This is a genomic window from Hallella seregens ATCC 51272, from assembly GCF_000518545.1.
In the GTDB taxonomy this organism is placed as follows: Bacteria; Bacteroidota; Bacteroidia; order Bacteroidales; family Bacteroidaceae; genus Prevotella; species Prevotella seregens.
Map to the genome: position 1 here is coordinate 33,757 of NZ_JADU01000024.1, position 16,170 is coordinate 49,926.

Annotated in this window: 13 protein-coding genes and 1 tRNA gene; 4 read left to right on the forward strand and 10 right to left on the reverse strand. The window is 55.7% G+C overall.

Going from position 1 to position 16,170, the window contains the following annotated elements:
* Nucleotides 1-15 precede the first annotated feature (15 nt).
* The 8 genes from L888_RS0108395 to L888_RS0108430 all read right to left on the reverse strand — a co-directional run bounded on the left by L888_RS0108395 (nucleotide 16) and on the right by L888_RS0108430 (nucleotide 6,791).
* Entirely contained in the window at nucleotides 16-768 is a 753-nt protein-coding gene (locus tag L888_RS0108395) for a polyprenol monophosphomannose synthase (protein WP_027952573.1), read from the reverse strand.
* A 93-nt stretch (nucleotides 769-861) separates the two neighbouring features.
* Nucleotides 862-1,620, reverse strand: a complete 759-nt coding sequence (locus L888_RS0108400) for a lysophospholipid acyltransferase family protein (RefSeq protein ID WP_027952574.1) — start codon at nucleotides 1,618-1,620, stop codon at nucleotides 862-864.
* A complete protein-coding gene (locus tag L888_RS0108405; protein WP_027952575.1) occupies nucleotides 1,617-2,840 on the reverse strand; it encodes a metallophosphoesterase in 1,224 nt (407 codons plus the stop codon). The genes L888_RS0108400 and L888_RS0108405 overlap by 4 nt, the downstream gene beginning before the upstream one ends.
* Nucleotides 2,841-2,885: 45 nt before the next feature.
* Entirely contained in the window at nucleotides 2,886-3,707 is an 822-nt protein-coding gene (locus tag L888_RS0108410) for a vitamin B12 dependent-methionine synthase activation domain-containing protein (RefSeq protein ID WP_005843670.1), read from the reverse strand.
* 8 nt (nucleotides 3,708-3,715) lie between these two features.
* Entirely contained in the window at nucleotides 3,716-5,101 is a 1,386-nt protein-coding gene (locus L888_RS0108415) for a dihydroorotase (protein WP_027952576.1), read from the reverse strand.
* Between the two features lie 26 nt (nucleotides 5,102-5,127).
* Nucleotides 5,128-5,949, reverse strand: a complete 822-nt coding sequence (locus L888_RS0108420; protein ID WP_027952577.1) for a DUF4369 domain-containing protein — start codon at nucleotides 5,947-5,949, stop codon at nucleotides 5,128-5,130.
* 82 nt (nucleotides 5,950-6,031) lie between these two features.
* Nucleotides 6,032-6,448: a hypothetical protein gene (locus L888_RS0108425; protein ID WP_005843673.1), complete on the reverse strand. Its 417-nt coding sequence runs from the start codon at nucleotides 6,446-6,448 to the stop codon at nucleotides 6,032-6,034.
* Nucleotides 6,432-6,791, reverse strand: coding sequence for an FtsB family cell division protein (locus L888_RS0108430; RefSeq protein WP_027952578.1), 360 nt, complete (start codon nucleotides 6,789-6,791; stop codon nucleotides 6,432-6,434). Before L888_RS0108430 ends, L888_RS0108425 begins: the two co-directional genes overlap by 17 nt.
* Nucleotides 6,792-6,919: 128 nt before the next feature.
* On the opposite strand from L888_RS0108430, the gene L888_RS0108435 reads away from it, so the two are divergent.
* Nucleotides 6,920-8,770: a DNA polymerase III subunit gamma/tau gene (locus L888_RS0108435; protein ID WP_027952579.1), complete on the forward strand. Its 1,851-nt coding sequence runs from the start codon at nucleotides 6,920-6,922 to the stop codon at nucleotides 8,768-8,770.
* Between the two features lie 294 nt (nucleotides 8,771-9,064).
* Here L888_RS0108435 and asnA read toward each other — a convergent pair whose 3' ends face one another.
* On the reverse strand, nucleotides 9,065-10,102 hold the full coding sequence (asnA, locus tag L888_RS0108440) for an aspartate--ammonia ligase (protein ID WP_005843676.1): 1,038 nt from the start codon (nucleotides 10,100-10,102) through the stop codon (nucleotides 9,065-9,067).
* A 252-nt stretch (nucleotides 10,103-10,354) separates the two neighbouring features.
* On the opposite strand from asnA, the gene L888_RS0108445 reads away from it, so the two are divergent.
* Nucleotides 10,355-10,428, forward strand: a tRNA-Arg gene (locus tag L888_RS0108445).
* A 205-nt stretch (nucleotides 10,429-10,633) separates the two neighbouring features.
* Here L888_RS0108445 and ppdK read toward each other — a convergent pair.
* Nucleotides 10,634-13,354: a pyruvate, phosphate dikinase gene (gene ppdK, locus L888_RS0108450; protein ID WP_005843678.1), complete on the reverse strand. Its 2,721-nt coding sequence runs from the start codon at nucleotides 13,352-13,354 to the stop codon at nucleotides 10,634-10,636.
* Between the two features lie 255 nt (nucleotides 13,355-13,609).
* Here ppdK and rlmD point away from each other — a divergent pair, with 255 nt between their 5' ends.
* Both rlmD and L888_RS0108460 read left to right on the forward strand, forming a co-directional pair.
* On the forward strand, nucleotides 13,610-15,076 hold the full coding sequence (gene rlmD, locus L888_RS0108455) for a 23S rRNA (uracil(1939)-C(5))-methyltransferase RlmD (protein ID WP_027952580.1): 1,467 nt from the start codon (nucleotides 13,610-13,612) through the stop codon (nucleotides 15,074-15,076).
* A gap of 156 nt (nucleotides 15,077-15,232) precedes the next feature.
* Nucleotides 15,233-16,105, forward strand: a complete 873-nt coding sequence (locus L888_RS0108460) for a sigma-70 family RNA polymerase sigma factor (RefSeq protein ID WP_005843681.1) — start codon at nucleotides 15,233-15,235, stop codon at nucleotides 16,103-16,105.
* Nucleotides 16,106-16,170: the final 65 nt, after the last annotated feature.

A 16,170-nucleotide genomic window follows, 5' to 3' on the forward strand; every position in this document is an offset into this window, starting at 1 on the left:
CGTCTGTCTTCACGGCTATGCCCTGGGAAGCTGTGGATATTTGCGGAACCATCCGTCCAGCCGCAAACGCATCACGCCGAAGAATGCTTCGCTGAAGATTCCACCACTCATCTTGCTGGTGCCCTCCCTGCGGTTGACGAAAACTACGGACACCTCTTTGATTTTAAAACCTATCTTGTAGGCCGTATATTTCATTTCTATCTGGAAGGCATAGCCTTTGAAACGGATTTTATCCAGCTCAATAGCCTCCAGCACACGACGACGATAGCACACGAAACCGGCCGTCGTGTCGTGCACGTCGAAGCCTGTCACCGTCTGTACGTATTGCGAAGCGAAGTAACTCATCAAGACACGGCCGATAGGCCAATTCACCACATTGACCCCCGTCACATAGCGGGAGCCTACGGCCACGTCTGCCCCCTCGTCATGACAGGTGGCATAAAGCCGCGGCAGGTCAGCCGGGCTGTGGCTGAAGTCGGCGTCCATCTCAAAAACATACTCGTAGGCATGGGCCAACGCCCACTTGAACCCCGTGATATAGGCAGTGCCCAACCCTTGTTTGCCCGTCCGCTCAATGATGAAAAGGCGGTCGGCAAACTCTTGCTCCATCAGGCGGTGCACTATCTGTGCCGTGCCGTCTGGACTGCCATCGTCGATGACCAGAACGTGGAAGCACTTATCCAGCGAGAAGACGGCGCGGACGATTTTCTCCACGTTCTCTTTCTCGTTATAGGTGGGTATAATGATGATAGAGTCGCTTTCGTACATAATGATATGAGTTTTCTGTGTGATGCAAAAGTATAAAATAAATGGGAAAGAGCACTCGCGATGTCCATGTAATTTCGGAGAGGAAATGCTTTTTTATTGGTCTGGATTCTCCACGTAGCCCTGATACTCGGGCACCAGCCCGCCCATCACGGCCTCATAGCTGCGGTCTTTCAGATGGTCGATGTTCTCACGCCCCTTACCGATGGGTTCCACCGGTTCGTGAATGGTGAGTCGAAGCCGGTGCCAAGTGCACCACTTGCCGTCCCGCATGCGGGGCATGACATTGAACGACCCATTGATGGTGAGCGGGCAGACGGGCAACTGCAACTCGTCGGCCAGCATGAACGCCCCCCGGCGGAAGAGTCCCATGTGGCCGGTAAAGGTGCGGGCACCCTCGGGAAACACCACAAGCGACATACCCTCGCGCAGGATTTCACTGGCCTGGTCGTAGGTCTCGCGCACCTTGGAAGGACCGCTGCGATCCACAAAGATGTGGTGGGCATACTGACAGGCAATACCGATGAAAGGCATTTTGCGCAGGGCTTTCTTCATCATCCACTTGAAGTTGCGGTTCAGGAAACCATAAATCAGGAAGATGTCGAACATGCCTTGATGGTTGGCCACGAAGACATACGACTGCCCGGGCCGCAGATGCTCGCGGCCCTCCACCTTGACCGGCAACAGCAGCAGCGTCACCGTGAGGCGCGACCACAGACGACCGGGATAATATCCCCAGACATGACCGTTGCCCAGAAAGCAACCCACCACCGTGGTACAGGCCGTGAGAATCGTGGCCACCAGGAATATGGGCAGCACGATGAACAACTGATAAATGCGATAGAGATATTTCATGGTTTTGTTGTGTAAGTGTTTGCGGAGCGTGATTGGGGAGAACGGAGATGCCCGGCAGGTGCCGCCACGCGGTGCAGGGTGATGACAGCTATCTCGGGCGAGGCCCCAAAGCGGAAAGGAATGAGTCCGCCTATGCCGGCCGAAACATAGAGAGCACTGCCCCCGGACTGGTAGAGACCGAAGTCCTGATGGTAGTGCAGCTGGGTGGGACGCAGGCCGAACAGGGCAATCTGGCCGCCATGCACATGGCCGCTCAGGGTGAGCTGTACACGCTGGCTGGGCCTGATTTCGGCATCCCAAGCCTTAGGATTGTGTTGCAGCATCACCACAAAGGCTCCTTTGCCCACGCCCTGCATGGTGCGCACGAAGTCAGAACTGTCGGGTTTCTCCCAATTTTGCTCGCCCGCCACCACGAGCGAGTCACGCCCCCGACGAATGACGACATGCTCGTTGAGTAGCAATCGCCACCCACACTGCCGTTGCAAGGCAATGGTTTCAGCGCGGTTAGCAGCCTCAACAGCCGGTTCCTCGTCGGTATATTCGCTATAATCATGATTGCCCAACACCGAGACAACGCCGTCGCGGGCACGCAGCCCGGCCAGCATGGAAGCCACCGGGTGAATCTCGCGCGGCCGCATATTCTGCAAGTCGCCCGTAAAGGCAATGAGGTCGGGCTGCTGGGCATTGATGCTGTCCAGGTCGCGCTGCAGCAGTGGAAGCCGGCTCCCGGTGAACGTACCCACGTGGGCATCGGTGAACTGCACGATGCGGTAGCCGTCGAAAGCGGCAGGAAGGTCGTTGAAATACACGTCCACATGATTCACTTCCAGCTTGCGCAGCCCTATCGTGGTTCCATAGCCAAGCATGTACCAGACACCAATCGTCAATCCAACAGCCACCAGATTGCCCCAGTTGCGGTAAGTGTGGCGCCATCGGCACCAGGCCAGGCCCAGTCCGGAGCACAGGGCAAAGAGTGCCTTGGGCACCACGACAAGCCCCAGGAGAAACAGATAAACGTTGATCCACATGAGGTCGTCTGGCGCAAAATTGCGGATGGAGGCCAGTCCAACAGTGTAAGCCAGCATCAGCACACCGGGCAGCCACCAGGCCAACCGCCACCACCACCGACGGGCAAAGCGGCGTTTCCAATAGTGCTGATCGAAATAAAGGTCGGGCAGCACAATGGCCAGAATGATGGGAATGAGGATGCGGGCTATCAAGACAACTTGGGGAATGAAAGGATGAAACGGGGAAAAGACACAAACCTAAACAGAGGCCGGGGCGGCGAGACGGGTACTGAGGAAGCGGCGCACATACGCCACTGGCAACCCGCGGCGGCGGGCATAGTCGTGCAACTGATCGTCGCCAATCTGTCCCAGGTCAAAATACCGGGCTTGGGGGTGGGCAAACATCAGGCCCGACACCGAGGCGTGGGGCTGCATCATGCCGGTCTCGGTGAGCTGTATGCCGATCTGCTTCATCCCGACCAAGTCGGAAAGAATGAAGTTGAGGCTCGTATCGGGCAACGAGGGATAACCCACAGCCGGGCGGATGCCCTGATAGCGTTCGGCCAGCAAATCGCTCATGGAGAGATTTTCGTCGGGTGCATAGCCCCAATACGTGCGGCGCACCTGCAGGTGCATCAGCTCGGCCGTGGCCTCAGCCAGCCGGTCGCAGAGCACCTGCGAGAGCAAGTGCAGGTACACATCGTCGCGATGAACTTTCTCCATACTAGGGTCTACGGTGGTGGCAAAGGCCCCTACCCGATCCTTGACACCCGAGGCAAGCGGCCGAACAAAATCGGCAAGGCACAAGTTGGACTGTCCCGCCACTGCTGGCCGCTGCTGTCGCAGCATGGGAATCCGCACGCTGCCAATCAGCAGGTCGTCGCCGTCGCTGTTGGCTTCCAGCACCTCGAACACGGCGTAGGTGTGGCAGAGTCCCTGCCAGCTGTCGAGCATCTGCCCGGCATCAGCCAGCAGAGCATCTTTCTCGGCCCCACCCAAGCCATTCATGCTCCAGGCATGGAAAAAGTAAATCCAGTTGATATAGGGTCTCACCTCACTAATATCGTAGGTCAGTTTCATGCTTGCACCTATTTTTGTTTGCGTCCGGGCACTTCGTCTGCCTCCATTCTGAACCGCAGGGCCTCGCCCCGACTATCGGGTAAGAACCGGCCGCGGTCGTAAATCACACGCCCGTTGCAGAGCGTCTGTCTTACCTGCCAGTGATACCGCTGGCCCATGACGGGACTCCAGCCACACTTGCTCTGCACCATGTCGGGCGTTACCGTCCACGGCTCCCCGCGCTTCACGATGGCCACGTCGGCCTTGTAGCCCGGACGCAGGAACCCGCGGCCGCTCACACTGAACAGCCGTGCCGGGTGATGGCACATGAGTTCCACCAACCGCTCTATCGGGAGCACGCCGGCATCGACCAGCTCGAGCATTGTAACAAGGGAGAACTGAATCATTGGCATGCCCGAGGCAGCCTGGGCGCAGCCTCCCTGCTTGTCGGCCGGCTCGTGTGGGGCATGGTCGGTGCCCACGGCAGTGATGCGCCCGTCGGTGAGTGCACGGCGCAATGCCTCGCGGTCGGCAGCGGTCTTCACCGAGGGGTTGCACTTGATGAGGGCGCCCAGCCGGCGATAGTCGTCGTCGGCAAACCAGAGGTGGGCTATGACGGCCTCGCCCGTGATGGAGGGCAGCCGGCCGGCAGAATCAATGGGGGTGAACAGGTCGAGCTCGCGTGCTGTGGTGACATGGGCAATGTGCAGCCGCGTGCCCAGTTCACGGGTCAGCTGCACAGCCAACGACGAACTGGCCATACAGGCTTCGGCCGACCGGATGAGGGGATGATGGCAGATATCGGGGTCGTCGCCATACCGGCGCTTGGCTTCGGCCATGTTCCGATTGATGAGGGCCGTGTCCTCGCAATGGGTCATCAAGGGAAGACCGAGCTCGGCGCAGGTGGCAAAGACGGTGCGCAGGGCGTCCAGCCGATCGACAAGCATGTTGCCCGTGGAGGCTCCCATGAAGAGTTTGATGCCGGGAATGCGAGTGGCGTCCAGCCGTGCAAAGAGCGGGACGTTGTCGCTGGTGGCTCCGAAGAAGAAGCCATAGTTCACATGGCTCTTCGTGGCGGCCAGCCGGTATTTCTCGTCGAGGGCTTCCAGCGTGACGGTCTGCGGCACGGTGTTGGGCATCTCCAGATAAGAGGTGACGCCGCCAAAGGCTGCGGCACGGCTCTCGCTCTCGATGTCGGCCTTGCGGGTGAGCCCGGGCTCGCGGAAATGCACGTGCTCGTCGATGATGCCGGGCAGGACGAAGCACCCCGTGGCATCTACGCACTTGTCGTAGCTTCCACGGGGAGATGCTGTGCCTTCCAGGATGTCGAGGATGAGGTCGTCTTCTACGATGACGGTTCCCTCGAATGAGCGTCCCTCATTGACAATTCGTCCACCCTCAATGATTGTCTTCATATGTCAGCCTTTGGTGAGTCGTTCGGTCATTCGGCTTGTGCGGGCATCGGCCCTGCGGTCTGCGGAGCCGGCTGTGGGGCTGCCATCTGGTTGGGCGTGGGGCCGTCCATAGGCGGCGCCACCGGCTGGCCGGCGGCATGGGGCGGCTCCTGCATGCCGTTCATGATGTTCTGGTTTTGCTGGGCGGTCTCGTAATATTCTTTCACCTGCGGGTCGTTCTTGAACTTGTCGGTGGCCTTGCTCATGATGTCTTCTATCCAGGCATCGAGCATGGGAACCCGGTAGCGGCTCATGCAAGTATTGATGAACACGTAGGGCCCCAGCACGTTGTCGAAGTTCTCGGTAACGAATCCTGTCACCAGCTTGTCCATCTTCTGGTTGAGGCTTGCGTCCTCTGCGGCCAGCCGTGCATTCACAGCATTCATGTCGCGGCCGTTCATAATGGCCTGGTCATGCTTGTGTACAAGATCCATGCTCTGGTTCATGAGCTGGGTGAATTTCTCGCGGAAGGCCGAGAGTTTGTCGTTGAGCGGCGTACCCGTCACGCTCTCCTGCGTGTTGTCTATCTTCACCACGATATCGCCGCTTTCCAGCACTACGGGCAGTCCTGTGTTGTCGTCCATGAATATGTTGGCCACGCGCACCGAGTCGATGGAGCCCTGAAAGTGGAACTGGCCGTGCACCACGTCGCAGGAATCCAGACTCTTGAGCGCCGTATCTTTGTACACCTTTAGGTAGAGCTTCTGGCCGTCGAGTGTCGAGACATTGGACGAACCTGTGATGCTGAACGTATTGGCGCACGAAGTGAGGCTCAGAATACCGATGACTGCGTATAAAACTTTATTCATAAACGTTGCTTGTTCGAGTAGCACAAAGATAATGTGTATTTGCGAAGCGGAAAAGAAAATTCATTCAATTTAAAGTTCTCGCCTACTCTTTTAGTTTTTTTTTGGATAGTTCGTGGTCGAGCCGGTGCACGGTGTAGACCTCCAACGCAGCAGCAATGAGCAGCAGGACAACCCACTTGTTGTACACCAGGTTCACATAATCTACCATGCTCGAAAACAGCGGACGGAAGAATCCCCACGCACTGTCGGCCATCAGGATGCCAGAAAATATAAAAAGGAGGTCGGCCAGTCCCTGGATGCGCTTCAGCCGCCGAATGGTGACGTCGCGCCCTTCATAGCTCTGTGCAATCTGCATCAGCGCAAACAGCAGGGCGCCCAGCAGGAACACCCAGCACATCACCGGCTGCTGCCACATCAGCGCAAAGCCGCCGGCACCCACTACCATCAACGTGCCCCCCGTCAGGAAGAGCACGCTCTGGAACTTACTTAATTGCTTCATTACTTTCGATAGGTTGGTTCTGGTCTTCGCCCGCCGGCTGCACATCGGTGCTCAGCACGTAAATATCCTCGTCGTCGGCCTTCATGAAATAGCGTTCGCGGGCTATCCTTTCTATGGCCTTGGGCGTGCGCCTGAGCTCGCGCAAAGCGTTGGTGGCCTGCTCGTTCTGTACATTGTACTTCTTGATTTCATCTTTCAACTGGCTGATTTGAAGGTCATATTGTATGCGGCGGAGAAAGCTGTTGTCGTCTATAAAACCCACAACGGCCACTCCGACAACCACTGTAATCAGATACTTGTAGCGTGCCAGAATGTTCCAGACGAAGCCCAGTTTGCTGCTCATAATTCTTTCTCTATAAACGTTTGCAAAGATAATGCAAATCAAGGAAAAAGCAAAAGAAAACACATTTTTTGTTTTGCCTTTCTCCCAATTTGCACTAACTTTGCAACGCCAAACAACAGCACAGCATTATGGACAACTATATCGTATCGGCCAGAAAATACCGCCCGATGACGTTCAGCTCGGTGGTGGGGCAGGAAGCCCTCACCACCACGCTCAAGAATGCCGTCAGGAGTGGCAAGCTGGCCCATGCCTACCTCTTCTGTGGACCGCGCGGCGTGGGCAAGACGACGTGTGCACGTATCTTTGCCAAGACCATCAACTGCGAGCATCCCACACCCGATGGCGAGGCCTGCGACACGTGCGAGAGCTGCCGGTCGTTCAACGAGGGCCGCTCAATGAACATCTTCGAGCTCGATGCGGCCAGCAACAACTCCGTGGAAAACATCAAGACCCTCATGGATCAGACGCTCATCCCACCACAGACGGGCCGTTACAAGGTGTTCATCATCGACGAGGTGCACATGCTCTCCACGGCCGCCTTCAACGCCTTTCTCAAGACGCTGGAGGAGCCGCCGCACCATGTCATCTTCGTGTTGGCCACCACCGAGAAGCACAAGATTCTGCCCACCATCCTCTCACGGTGCCAGATTTACGACTTCGAGCGCATGGCCGTGCCCGAGATTATCGGGCATCTGAAGATGGTAGCCGACAAGGAAGGCATCGGCTATGAGGAGGAGGCGCTGAGCGTCATCGCCGAGAAAGCCGACGGGGGCATGCGCGACGCCCTCTCCATTTTCGACCAGGTGGCGAGCTTCTGCCAAGGGAACATCACCTATCAAAAGGTGCTCGAAGACCTCAACGTGCTCGATGCCGACAACTACTTCCGCATCATCGACCTGGCCTTGGCCAACCAAGTGAGCGACATCATGCTGTTACTCGACGGGCTTGTGGCCAAAGGCTTCGATGCCGGACACCTTGTAAACGGGCTGGCCTCGCACGTGCGCAACGTGCTCATGGCCCGCGATGCGCAGACGCTGCCCCTGCTCGAGGCGAGTCAGCCGCAACGACTGCGCTATCAGGAGCAGGCGAAGAAGTGCCCCATACCCTTTCTCTACAAGGCGCTAAGGATTCTCAACGAGTGCGACGTCAACTACAGGCAGAGCAGCAACAAGCGTCTGCTGGCCGAACTGACGCTCATCCGCGTGGCCCAGATCACACAGCCCGAAGACGATGACGCCGCCGGAGCGGGGCGTTGCCCCAAGAGATTGAAAACCCTGTTCAAGAACATCAAGACCTCCCAACCCATAACGGCATCGCAGGTGGCCGGGGATGGGACGACCACGCAACCGGCGGCTCTGGTACAGAGCCGCCCGGAAACTTCTTCCCCCACCCTCTCCTCGCCTGGCCATGCAGCCGATGACAAACCGGCAGCCAGCCCCATCACGCCGCCCGCCGCACCGGGCACACCGACCGACAAGCCCGCGCCGATAGGCCCACGCATCAAACTGCGCAACATCGGCATGACTTTCAACGACCTCCGCCGCGGCCCGGAGCAGCCCGATTATGCGGTTGCCAAGACCGAAGAGGCCTCTCCCGCCCCCACGCCGGACGAAGCCCGCAGGTTCACCGAGGCCGAGTTGGGCATGCAATGGACCCTGATGTGCAACCGCATGCCACAGCAACTGGTGGGACTGGCGGCCCGGCTGAAGAACCTCACACCCCACATTGCCGACTATCCCAACATAGAAGTGGTGCTCGACAATGAGATTCTATTGGGACAAATCAACGAGATAAAAGGCAGCATCCGCGCCACCATGCGCAAGACGCTGGGCAATGCCGACATCGACCTCACGCTGAGACTGGCCGATCCCGGCGACATGCGCCGCGTGTTTACCAAGCGCGAACTCTTCGACGAACTGCGCCAGCGCAACCCCGCCATCGAAAAACTGCGCGAGCATTTGGGGCTGGAACTGGCCTGAACACCGCCCCCTCCACATTGCACCCTCCCTTGGCCCATTGTTGCCAAGGCTTCTTTCATTCAGCCGCAACCGCCTGGCAAAACCCTCATTACATCTTGAACCAACATCCACAACGGCCTGAACGTTCAATCTTTACGCCGCAAACGTCTGGCGAAAACGCCACAAACGCTGGCCGATTACGGCGTGTTCGCTCCGCCCTTACGCCACTTTCGCAGGGCCATGAAACGTCGAAGCCTCCCCGGTCTGGTCGGGGAGGCTTCGTCATTCAATTTGTCCCGTGGCGCGGGAGCCCGTTCAGATGAGCGGCATGCCCCATGCCTCGCACTCCTTGTACATCTCGTCGGGCCAGATACTGGCCTGAATCTCGCCGATGTGGGCCTTGTGCAACATGAGCATGCACAGGCGGCTCTGCCCGATACCGCCGCCGATGCTCTGCGGCAGCTTGCCCTCGAGCAGGCGGCGATGGAAGTAGAGCTGCCCACGCTCCTCCTTTCCCTCGGCCTGCAGCTGGCGCAGCAATGCCTCCCGATCCACGCGGATGCCCATGGAGCTCAGCTCAACTGAGCGGCCCAGCACGGGATACCAAATGAGTATGTCGCCGTTGAGCCCTTGCCGTCCGTTCTCGGCCACAGTCGACCAATCGTCGTAGTCGGGGGCGCGGCCGTCGTGTTTCTTTCCGTCAGACAGCTTGCTGCCGATGCCTTCAACGAACACTGCGCCGTATTTCTTGCAGATGGCATCCTCACGTTCCTTGGGGCTCAGGCCGGGATACATGTCCAGCAGCTCCTGACTATGGATGAAATGGATGTCCGCGGGCAGGAAAGGCTTGAGCTGAGGATAGATTTCACAGGTCATGAACTCCGTGCGCAGGATGGCGGCATAGATGCGCCGCACCACGTCTTGCAAGTGTCCGAGGGTGCGCTGTTCGCCCGTGATAACGGCCTCCCAGTCCCACTGATCCACATAGAGTGAGTGCAGATTGTCGAGCTCTTCATCGGCTCGTATGGCATTCATGTCAGTGTAAATGCCATATCCCGGCTCTATCTCGTATTCGGCAAGAGTCAGCCGTTTCCACTTGGCCAGCGAGTGCACCACTTCGGCTCTGGCATCGCCCAAATCCTTGATGGGGAAAGTCACCGGACGCTCCACGCCGTTCAGATCGTCGTTGATGCCCAGTCCCTGCAGCACAAAGAGCGGGGCCGTGACACGACGGAGCCGAAGCTCGGTGGAGAGGTTCTGCTGGAAGAATTCCTTTATTTGCTTGATGCCCTGCTCCGTCTGGCGCATGTCGAGCAATGCTTTATAGTCTTTCGGTTTAATCAGTTGACTCATATTCTGCGTGGTTTGCGTGTAATTTATCTTGTGAGTGCAAAGTTAACGATTAATTATTAAACTGCAAGCGTTTCCTCTTAAACATTTCACAAAATGACAGAAAAACGTTGTTTTTCTGTGCTTAATGCTTTCTTCAGAGATTAAATTGTGTGCTGCCGCCATTATATATCATATAGAAAGCGATTTCTTTTTTTCGGTTTTCATTTTGCTGTTTCCTAAAAAATACTTACTTTTGCACCCGAATGATACCATGGCCCCGTAGCTCAGTTGAATAGAGCATCAGATTCCGGTTCTGAGTGTCGTGGGTTTGAGTCCCGCCGGGGTCACTCATTAAACCAAGCGGAAAGCCTTTTTACAAAGGATTTCCGCCTTTTTTATGCTCACGGGAAAGCCGAAAAAGAAATGCAAATTATATTCCAAACATTACATTCCGCTCAGAAATCCAGAAAAGACAACCATACAAAAAGCGGGAACTGAGGCCTGTCTTTGATGACCTCAGCTCCCGCCAAATTTATGACAGAGAGTTTTTCCCTATTCTTCCACAGCTGCCTGCGCCGCAGCCAAACGGGCAATGGGTACGCGGAAAGGTGAGCAGCTCACGTAGTTGAGGCCGGCATGATGGCAGAACTTCACGGAAGAGGGTTCGCCGCCATGCTCGCCACAGATACCGCATTTGAGGTCAGGACGCACAGAACGCCCTTTCTTGACGGCCATCTGTACCAACTGTCCAACACCGTTCTGGTCGAGAACCTGGAAAGGATCCACGTCGAGAATCTTCTTTTCCAGATAAGAAGGCAGGAAGCTGGCAATGTCGTCACGGCTGTAACCAAAGGTCATCTGCGTCAAATCATTGGTACCAAAGCTGAAATATTCGGCTTTCACGGCAATCTTATCGGCAGTGAGGGCAGCACGCGGAATCTCTATCATGGTGCCCACCTTAAAGTCAATGGATACTCCCTCTTCGGCAAAGAGCTTGCGTGCTGTGTCGCGAATCACGCGCTCCTGAGCGTCGAGCTCATTGACGATACCCACGAGAGGCACCATGATTTCGGGATGCGGGTCGTAGCCTTCTTTCTTCAACTGTACGGCAGCACCGAGGATAGCACGCGTCTGCATGGCCGTAATTTCAGGAAAAGTGTTGCCCAAACGGCAGCCACGAAGACCGAGCATGGGATTGTGCTCACTGAGTGACTGGACGCGATCCTGAATCTTCTTGACGCTTACGCCCATCTCTTGAGCCATGATTTCCTGGCCAGCGAGGTCGTGCGGCACGAATTCGTGCAAGGGCGGGTCGAGCAGACGAATGTTGACGGGCATGCCGTCCATGCACTTGAGAATGCCGTAGAAGTCTTGCTTCTGATAGGGAAGCAGCTTCTCCAGCGCGCGTTCGCGGCCCTCGGTCGTGTCGGCCAGAATCATTTCGCGCATGGCTTTAATCTTCTCATTCTCAAAAAACATGTGCTCTGTACGACACAAGCCGATGCCCACGGCACCAAAATTGCGGGCCACCTCTGCGTCATGCGGGGTGTCAGCATTAGTACGCACGACAAGTTTCGAGTATTTACTACAGAGCTTCATCAGTTCGGCAAAGTCACCGGTCACCTCGGCGGGACGTGTCTTTACCTCGCCGGCATACACTTCACCCGTCGAACCGTTCAGCGAGATGTAGTCTCCCTCCTTGAGTACAGTTCCGTCTATCTCCACCGTGCGGCTTTTATAGTCCACATTGATGGCGCCAGCACCGCTCACACAGCATTTGCCCATGCCGCGGGCTACCACGGCTGCGTGCGACGTCATGCCGCCGCGTGCCGTCAGAATACCCTCTGCTGCACTCATGCCGGCCAAGTCTTCGGGCGAAGTCTCAATACGAACCATCACCACCTGACGGCCCTCGGCATGCCAGGCAGCCGCGTCATCGGCGAAGAACACAACCTGACCGCAAGCCGCACCCGGCGAAGCAGGCAAGCCGCGTGTCAGCACATGGGCCTGGGCCAGTGCCTCTTTGTCAAATACCGGATGCAACAGCTCATCCAATTTATTGGGTTCACAGCGGAGCAGGGCCGTCTTCTCGTCAATCTGTCCCTCGTGAAGCAAGTTCATGGCTATCCTCACCATAGCTGTCCCTGTGCGCTTTCCGTTGCGGGTCTGGAGGAACCACAACTTACCTTCCTGAACTGTAAACTCCATATCCTGCATGTCGTGGTAGTGATTCTCGAGCTTCTCCTGCAAGTCGTTCAACTGCTGGAATATTTCTGGCATGGCTTCCTCCATCGAAGGATACTTCGAGACACGTACCTCTTCCTCTATTCCTTGCTGGGCAGCCCAACGCAACGAACCTTCACGTGTAATCTGCTGGGGCGTGCGAATGCCGGCCACTACGTCTTCGCCCTGGGCGTTGACCAGATACTCACCATTGAAGCGGTTCTCACCCGTGGCGGCATCACGACTAAAGCATACGCCAGTAGCCGAAGTGTTGCCCATATTGCCAAACACCATGGCCATCACGGTGACCGCCGTACCCCACTCCTGCGGAATCCCCTCCATCTTCCGATAGAGGATGGCTCGGTCGTTCATCCAGCTGTCAAATACGGCGCAGATGGCTCCCCAAAGCTGCTCCATCGGGTCGTTGGGGAACTCCTTTCCAGTCTGTTCCTTGATGGCTTCTTTGAAGAGCACCACCAAGCTCTTGAGCTCGTCCACGCTCATCTCGTTGTCGAGATGAATGCCGCGCTGTGCCTTGACTTTCTGGATGATGGCCTCAAACGGGTCAATGTCTTCCTTGTTCAACGGCTTCATGCCCAGCACCACGTCGCCATACATCTGCACGAAACGGCGATAGCTGTCATAAGCAAAACGCTCGTTGCCGGTTTTCTTGGCCAAGCCTGTCACCACTTCGTCGTTCAGACCCAGGTTCAGAATGGTGTCCATCATACCAGGCATGGAAGCACGGGCACCCGACCGCACGCTCATGAGAAGCGGATTGGTGGCATCACCAAACTTCAGCCCCATGAGCTGTTCCACATGCTTCACGCCATTCACAACGCTTTCCCTAAGAAGTGCTACAACTTCTTCCTTGCCTTTTTCAAAGTATTCGTTACATACATCGGTTGTAATCGTAAAGCCAGGAGGCACGGGTACACCTATCAAATTCATTTCTGCCAGGTTGGCACCTTTTCCGCCGAGCAGATTTTTCATGTCGGCCTTGCCTTCCGCCTTGCCGTTTCCGAAGAGATAAACTCTTTTTTCACTCATAGTCTTGAACAGGTAATCTTATTTGTTTTAAGTTAATATATTCCTTTATGCAAAGATAACACTTTAAAAACTATTCCCCAAACTTTTTTCCAAGAAATGCCATGTCGAGTTGACAAAATTATTTGTTACCGCAAACAAATCGATTTCCATCTGTTCTCACAAGGGGAACCACCAAGTCAAATTATCCACATTTCTTAGTATGTCCATAGTCTATCTCGCATTTAATCGCTAACTTTGCGGTCAAAACAGAACAAGATGAGCAGAAAGAACAAGAAATTACCACTACTTGAGAATGTCACCATCGAGACCATTGCTGCAGAGGGCAAATGTCTCTTCCACCATGAAGACCTGGTGGTATTCGTGCCTTTCTGTGTGCCCGGCGACGTGGTCGACGTACAGCTTACCAAGAAAAAGCACCGATATGGTGAGGGCCGCGTGGAGCGGATGGTCACGCCGAGCAGCATACGTGCCACTCCCGCGTGCGAGCACTTTGGCATTTGTGGCGGATGCAAGTGGCAGAATCTTCCTTATGAGACCCAACTCCAAGCCAAACAGCAACAGGTGTTCGACCAGCTCTCACGTATCGGCAAGGTGGACTTGCCCCCTTTCCGCAATATCATGGGCTCCGTGAAGACGCTGGAATACCGCAATAAACTGGAGTTTGGCTGCTGCAACAAGCGGTGGTTTACGCATGAAGAGTTACGGGACCACAACCTTGATTTGGCCACAAACGACAATTCTGCCATCGGGTTCCACATCACCGGAGCCTTTGACAAGATTTATCCCATTCGCAAATGTTGGCTCATGGACGACCTGCATAATGAAATACGCAACGAGACAGAGCGTTATGCCAAGGAAACGGGCATGACCTTTTACGACGTGCGGGCTCAGCGGGGATTGCTACGTAGCCTGATGTTCCGCACTTCAAACACGGGAGAGTGGATGCTACTGGTGCAGTTCCACTACGACGAGGCGGGCGACGAGCACCGGGCCCACCAACTGCTGCAGCATCTTGCCGACCGGTTTCCCCAAATCAGTTCGCTTATCTATGTGGACAATCAGAAAGGCAACGACACCATCGGCGATCTGGAAGTCACCACTTTCAAAGGCACCGACTTCATCTACGAAACCATGGAAGACCTGAAATTCAAAGTGGGGCCCAAGAGTTTCTACCAGACCAACACCGAGCAGGCCTACCACCTCTATTGCGTGGCCCGCGACTTTTGCTTTATGCCCGAATCAACACCAGACACCACAGCAGATTCGCAACACTCCCCGCTCATCTATGATCTCTATACCGGCACGGGCACCATTGCCAACTTTGTGGCCCATTGGGCACGCAAGGTCATCGGTATCGAATATGTACCCGAGGCCATCGAAGACGCACGCATCAACAGCCAAATCAACCACATCGACAACACCGAGTTCTATGCCGGCGACATGAAAAATATCCTCACGCCCGACTTCGTCCGGGAGCATGGCCGTCCCGACATTATCATCACCGACCCGCCACGGGCCGGCATGCACCCCGATGTGGTCAATGTCATTCTTGGAGCAGCCCCGCGACGAATTGTCTACGTCAGCTGTAATCCGGCCACCCAAGCCCGTGACCTGTCTTTGCTCGATGCCGATTATCGAGTGACAGCCGTGCAGCCGGTCGACATGTTCCCCCATACTCCCCATGTAGAGAATGTAGTATTGCTCCAGCGGCGCGATGTATAGCCGTTGAGGATAAGGTTTTTTGTTCCAATTAAAATTCGTTAAAAAACGCCGTTCAAGCATTTCTTTTCGTACCTTTGCACGACTTTTCCCTGTCGGGCAAGTTATTCAGGTAATATAAGGTATTAGTGCACATTATTGCAATAAGGAAACAAAAACATGCGTCAACTTAAAATTCAGAAGAGCATTACGAACCGTTCCAGCGAAGCTCTGGACAAATACTTGGTAGAAATTGGCCGTGTGCCCATGATTACGGTAGATGAGGAGATCGAGTTAGCCCAGGCCATCCGCAAGGGAGGACGCGAGGGCGAACGGGCCAAAGAGAAGCTTGTCAAGGCCAATCTCCGTTTTGTGGTTTCTGTGGCCAAGCAATATCAGCATCAAGGACTTGGTCTGACCGACCTGATTGACGAGGGCAACATCGGACTTGTCAAGGCTGCCGAGAAGTTCGACGAGACGCGTGGCTTTAAATTCATCTCTTATGCCGTATGGTGGATACGCCAGAGCATCCTGCAGGCCATCGCCGAGCAGAGCCGCATTGTGCGTCTGCCGCTCAACCAAGTAGGCGCCCTGTCCAAAATCAATTCCGAGATTTCAAAGTTTGAACAGAAGAACCAGCGCCGCCCTTCGGTGCAGGAACTCTCCAACCTGACCAATATCGACGAGGCCAAGATAGACCAGACCATCAAGGCCGACAACCATCACATGAGCATCGACGCCCCTTTTCAGGAGGACGACGACAACAGCATGGCCGATGTGCTCTCCTCTGGCGACGACAGCCGTACTGACAAACAGGTGGACTATGAGAGCATGGCCAAGGAACTTGACACCGTTCTTCGCAATGTGCTGAAAGACCGGGAGATTACCATTGTCCGCGAATGTTTCGGCATAGGCTGCCACGAGAAAGGGCTCGAAGAGATTGGCGACCAGCTTGGACTCACGCGCGAACGCGTCCGTCAAATTCGCGAAAAGAGCATCGTGAAGCTGCGCGAGAGCGGCTATGCCAAGCTCCTGATCAAGTATTTGGGGTAAGCAGCCGTTGCCAGAAAAACCTGGGGCGCCTTGCTTTCGTTCCTATTGAGGGTGTGTCACTGCAT

Coding starts and splice junctions, on each gene's coding strand:
- L888_RS0108395 (WP_027952573.1), bottom strand. CDS start 768: ATGTACGAAAGCGACTCTATCATCATTATACCCACCTATAACGAGAAA.
- L888_RS0108400 (WP_027952574.1), bottom strand. CDS start 1,620: ATGAAATATCTCTATCGCATTTATCAGTTGTTCATCGTGCTGCCCATA.
- L888_RS0108410 (WP_005843670.1), bottom strand. CDS start 3,707: ATGAAACTGACCTACGATATTAGTGAGGTGAGACCCTATATCAACTGG.
- L888_RS0108415 (WP_027952576.1), bottom strand. CDS start 5,101: ATGAAGACAATCATTGAGGGTGGACGAATTGTCAATGAGGGACGCTCA.
- L888_RS0108420 (WP_027952577.1), bottom strand. CDS start 5,949: ATGAATAAAGTTTTATACGCAGTCATCGGTATTCTGAGCCTCACTTCG.
- L888_RS0108425 (WP_005843673.1), bottom strand. CDS start 6,448: ATGAAGCAATTAAGTAAGTTCCAGAGCGTGCTCTTCCTGACGGGGGGC.
- L888_RS0108430 (WP_027952578.1), bottom strand. CDS start 6,791: ATGAGCAGCAAACTGGGCTTCGTCTGGAACATTCTGGCACGCTACAAG.
- L888_RS0108435 (WP_027952579.1), top strand. CDS start 6,920: ATGGACAACTATATCGTATCGGCCAGAAAATACCGCCCGATGACGTTC.
- asnA (WP_005843676.1), bottom strand. CDS start 10,102: ATGAGTCAACTGATTAAACCGAAAGACTATAAAGCATTGCTCGACATG.
- ppdK (WP_005843678.1), bottom strand. CDS start 13,354: ATGAGTGAAAAAAGAGTTTATCTCTTCGGAAACGGCAAGGCGGAAGGC.
- rlmD (WP_027952580.1), top strand. CDS start 13,610: ATGAGCAGAAAGAACAAGAAATTACCACTACTTGAGAATGTCACCATC.
- L888_RS0108460 (WP_005843681.1), top strand. CDS start 15,233: ATGCGTCAACTTAAAATTCAGAAGAGCATTACGAACCGTTCCAGCGAA.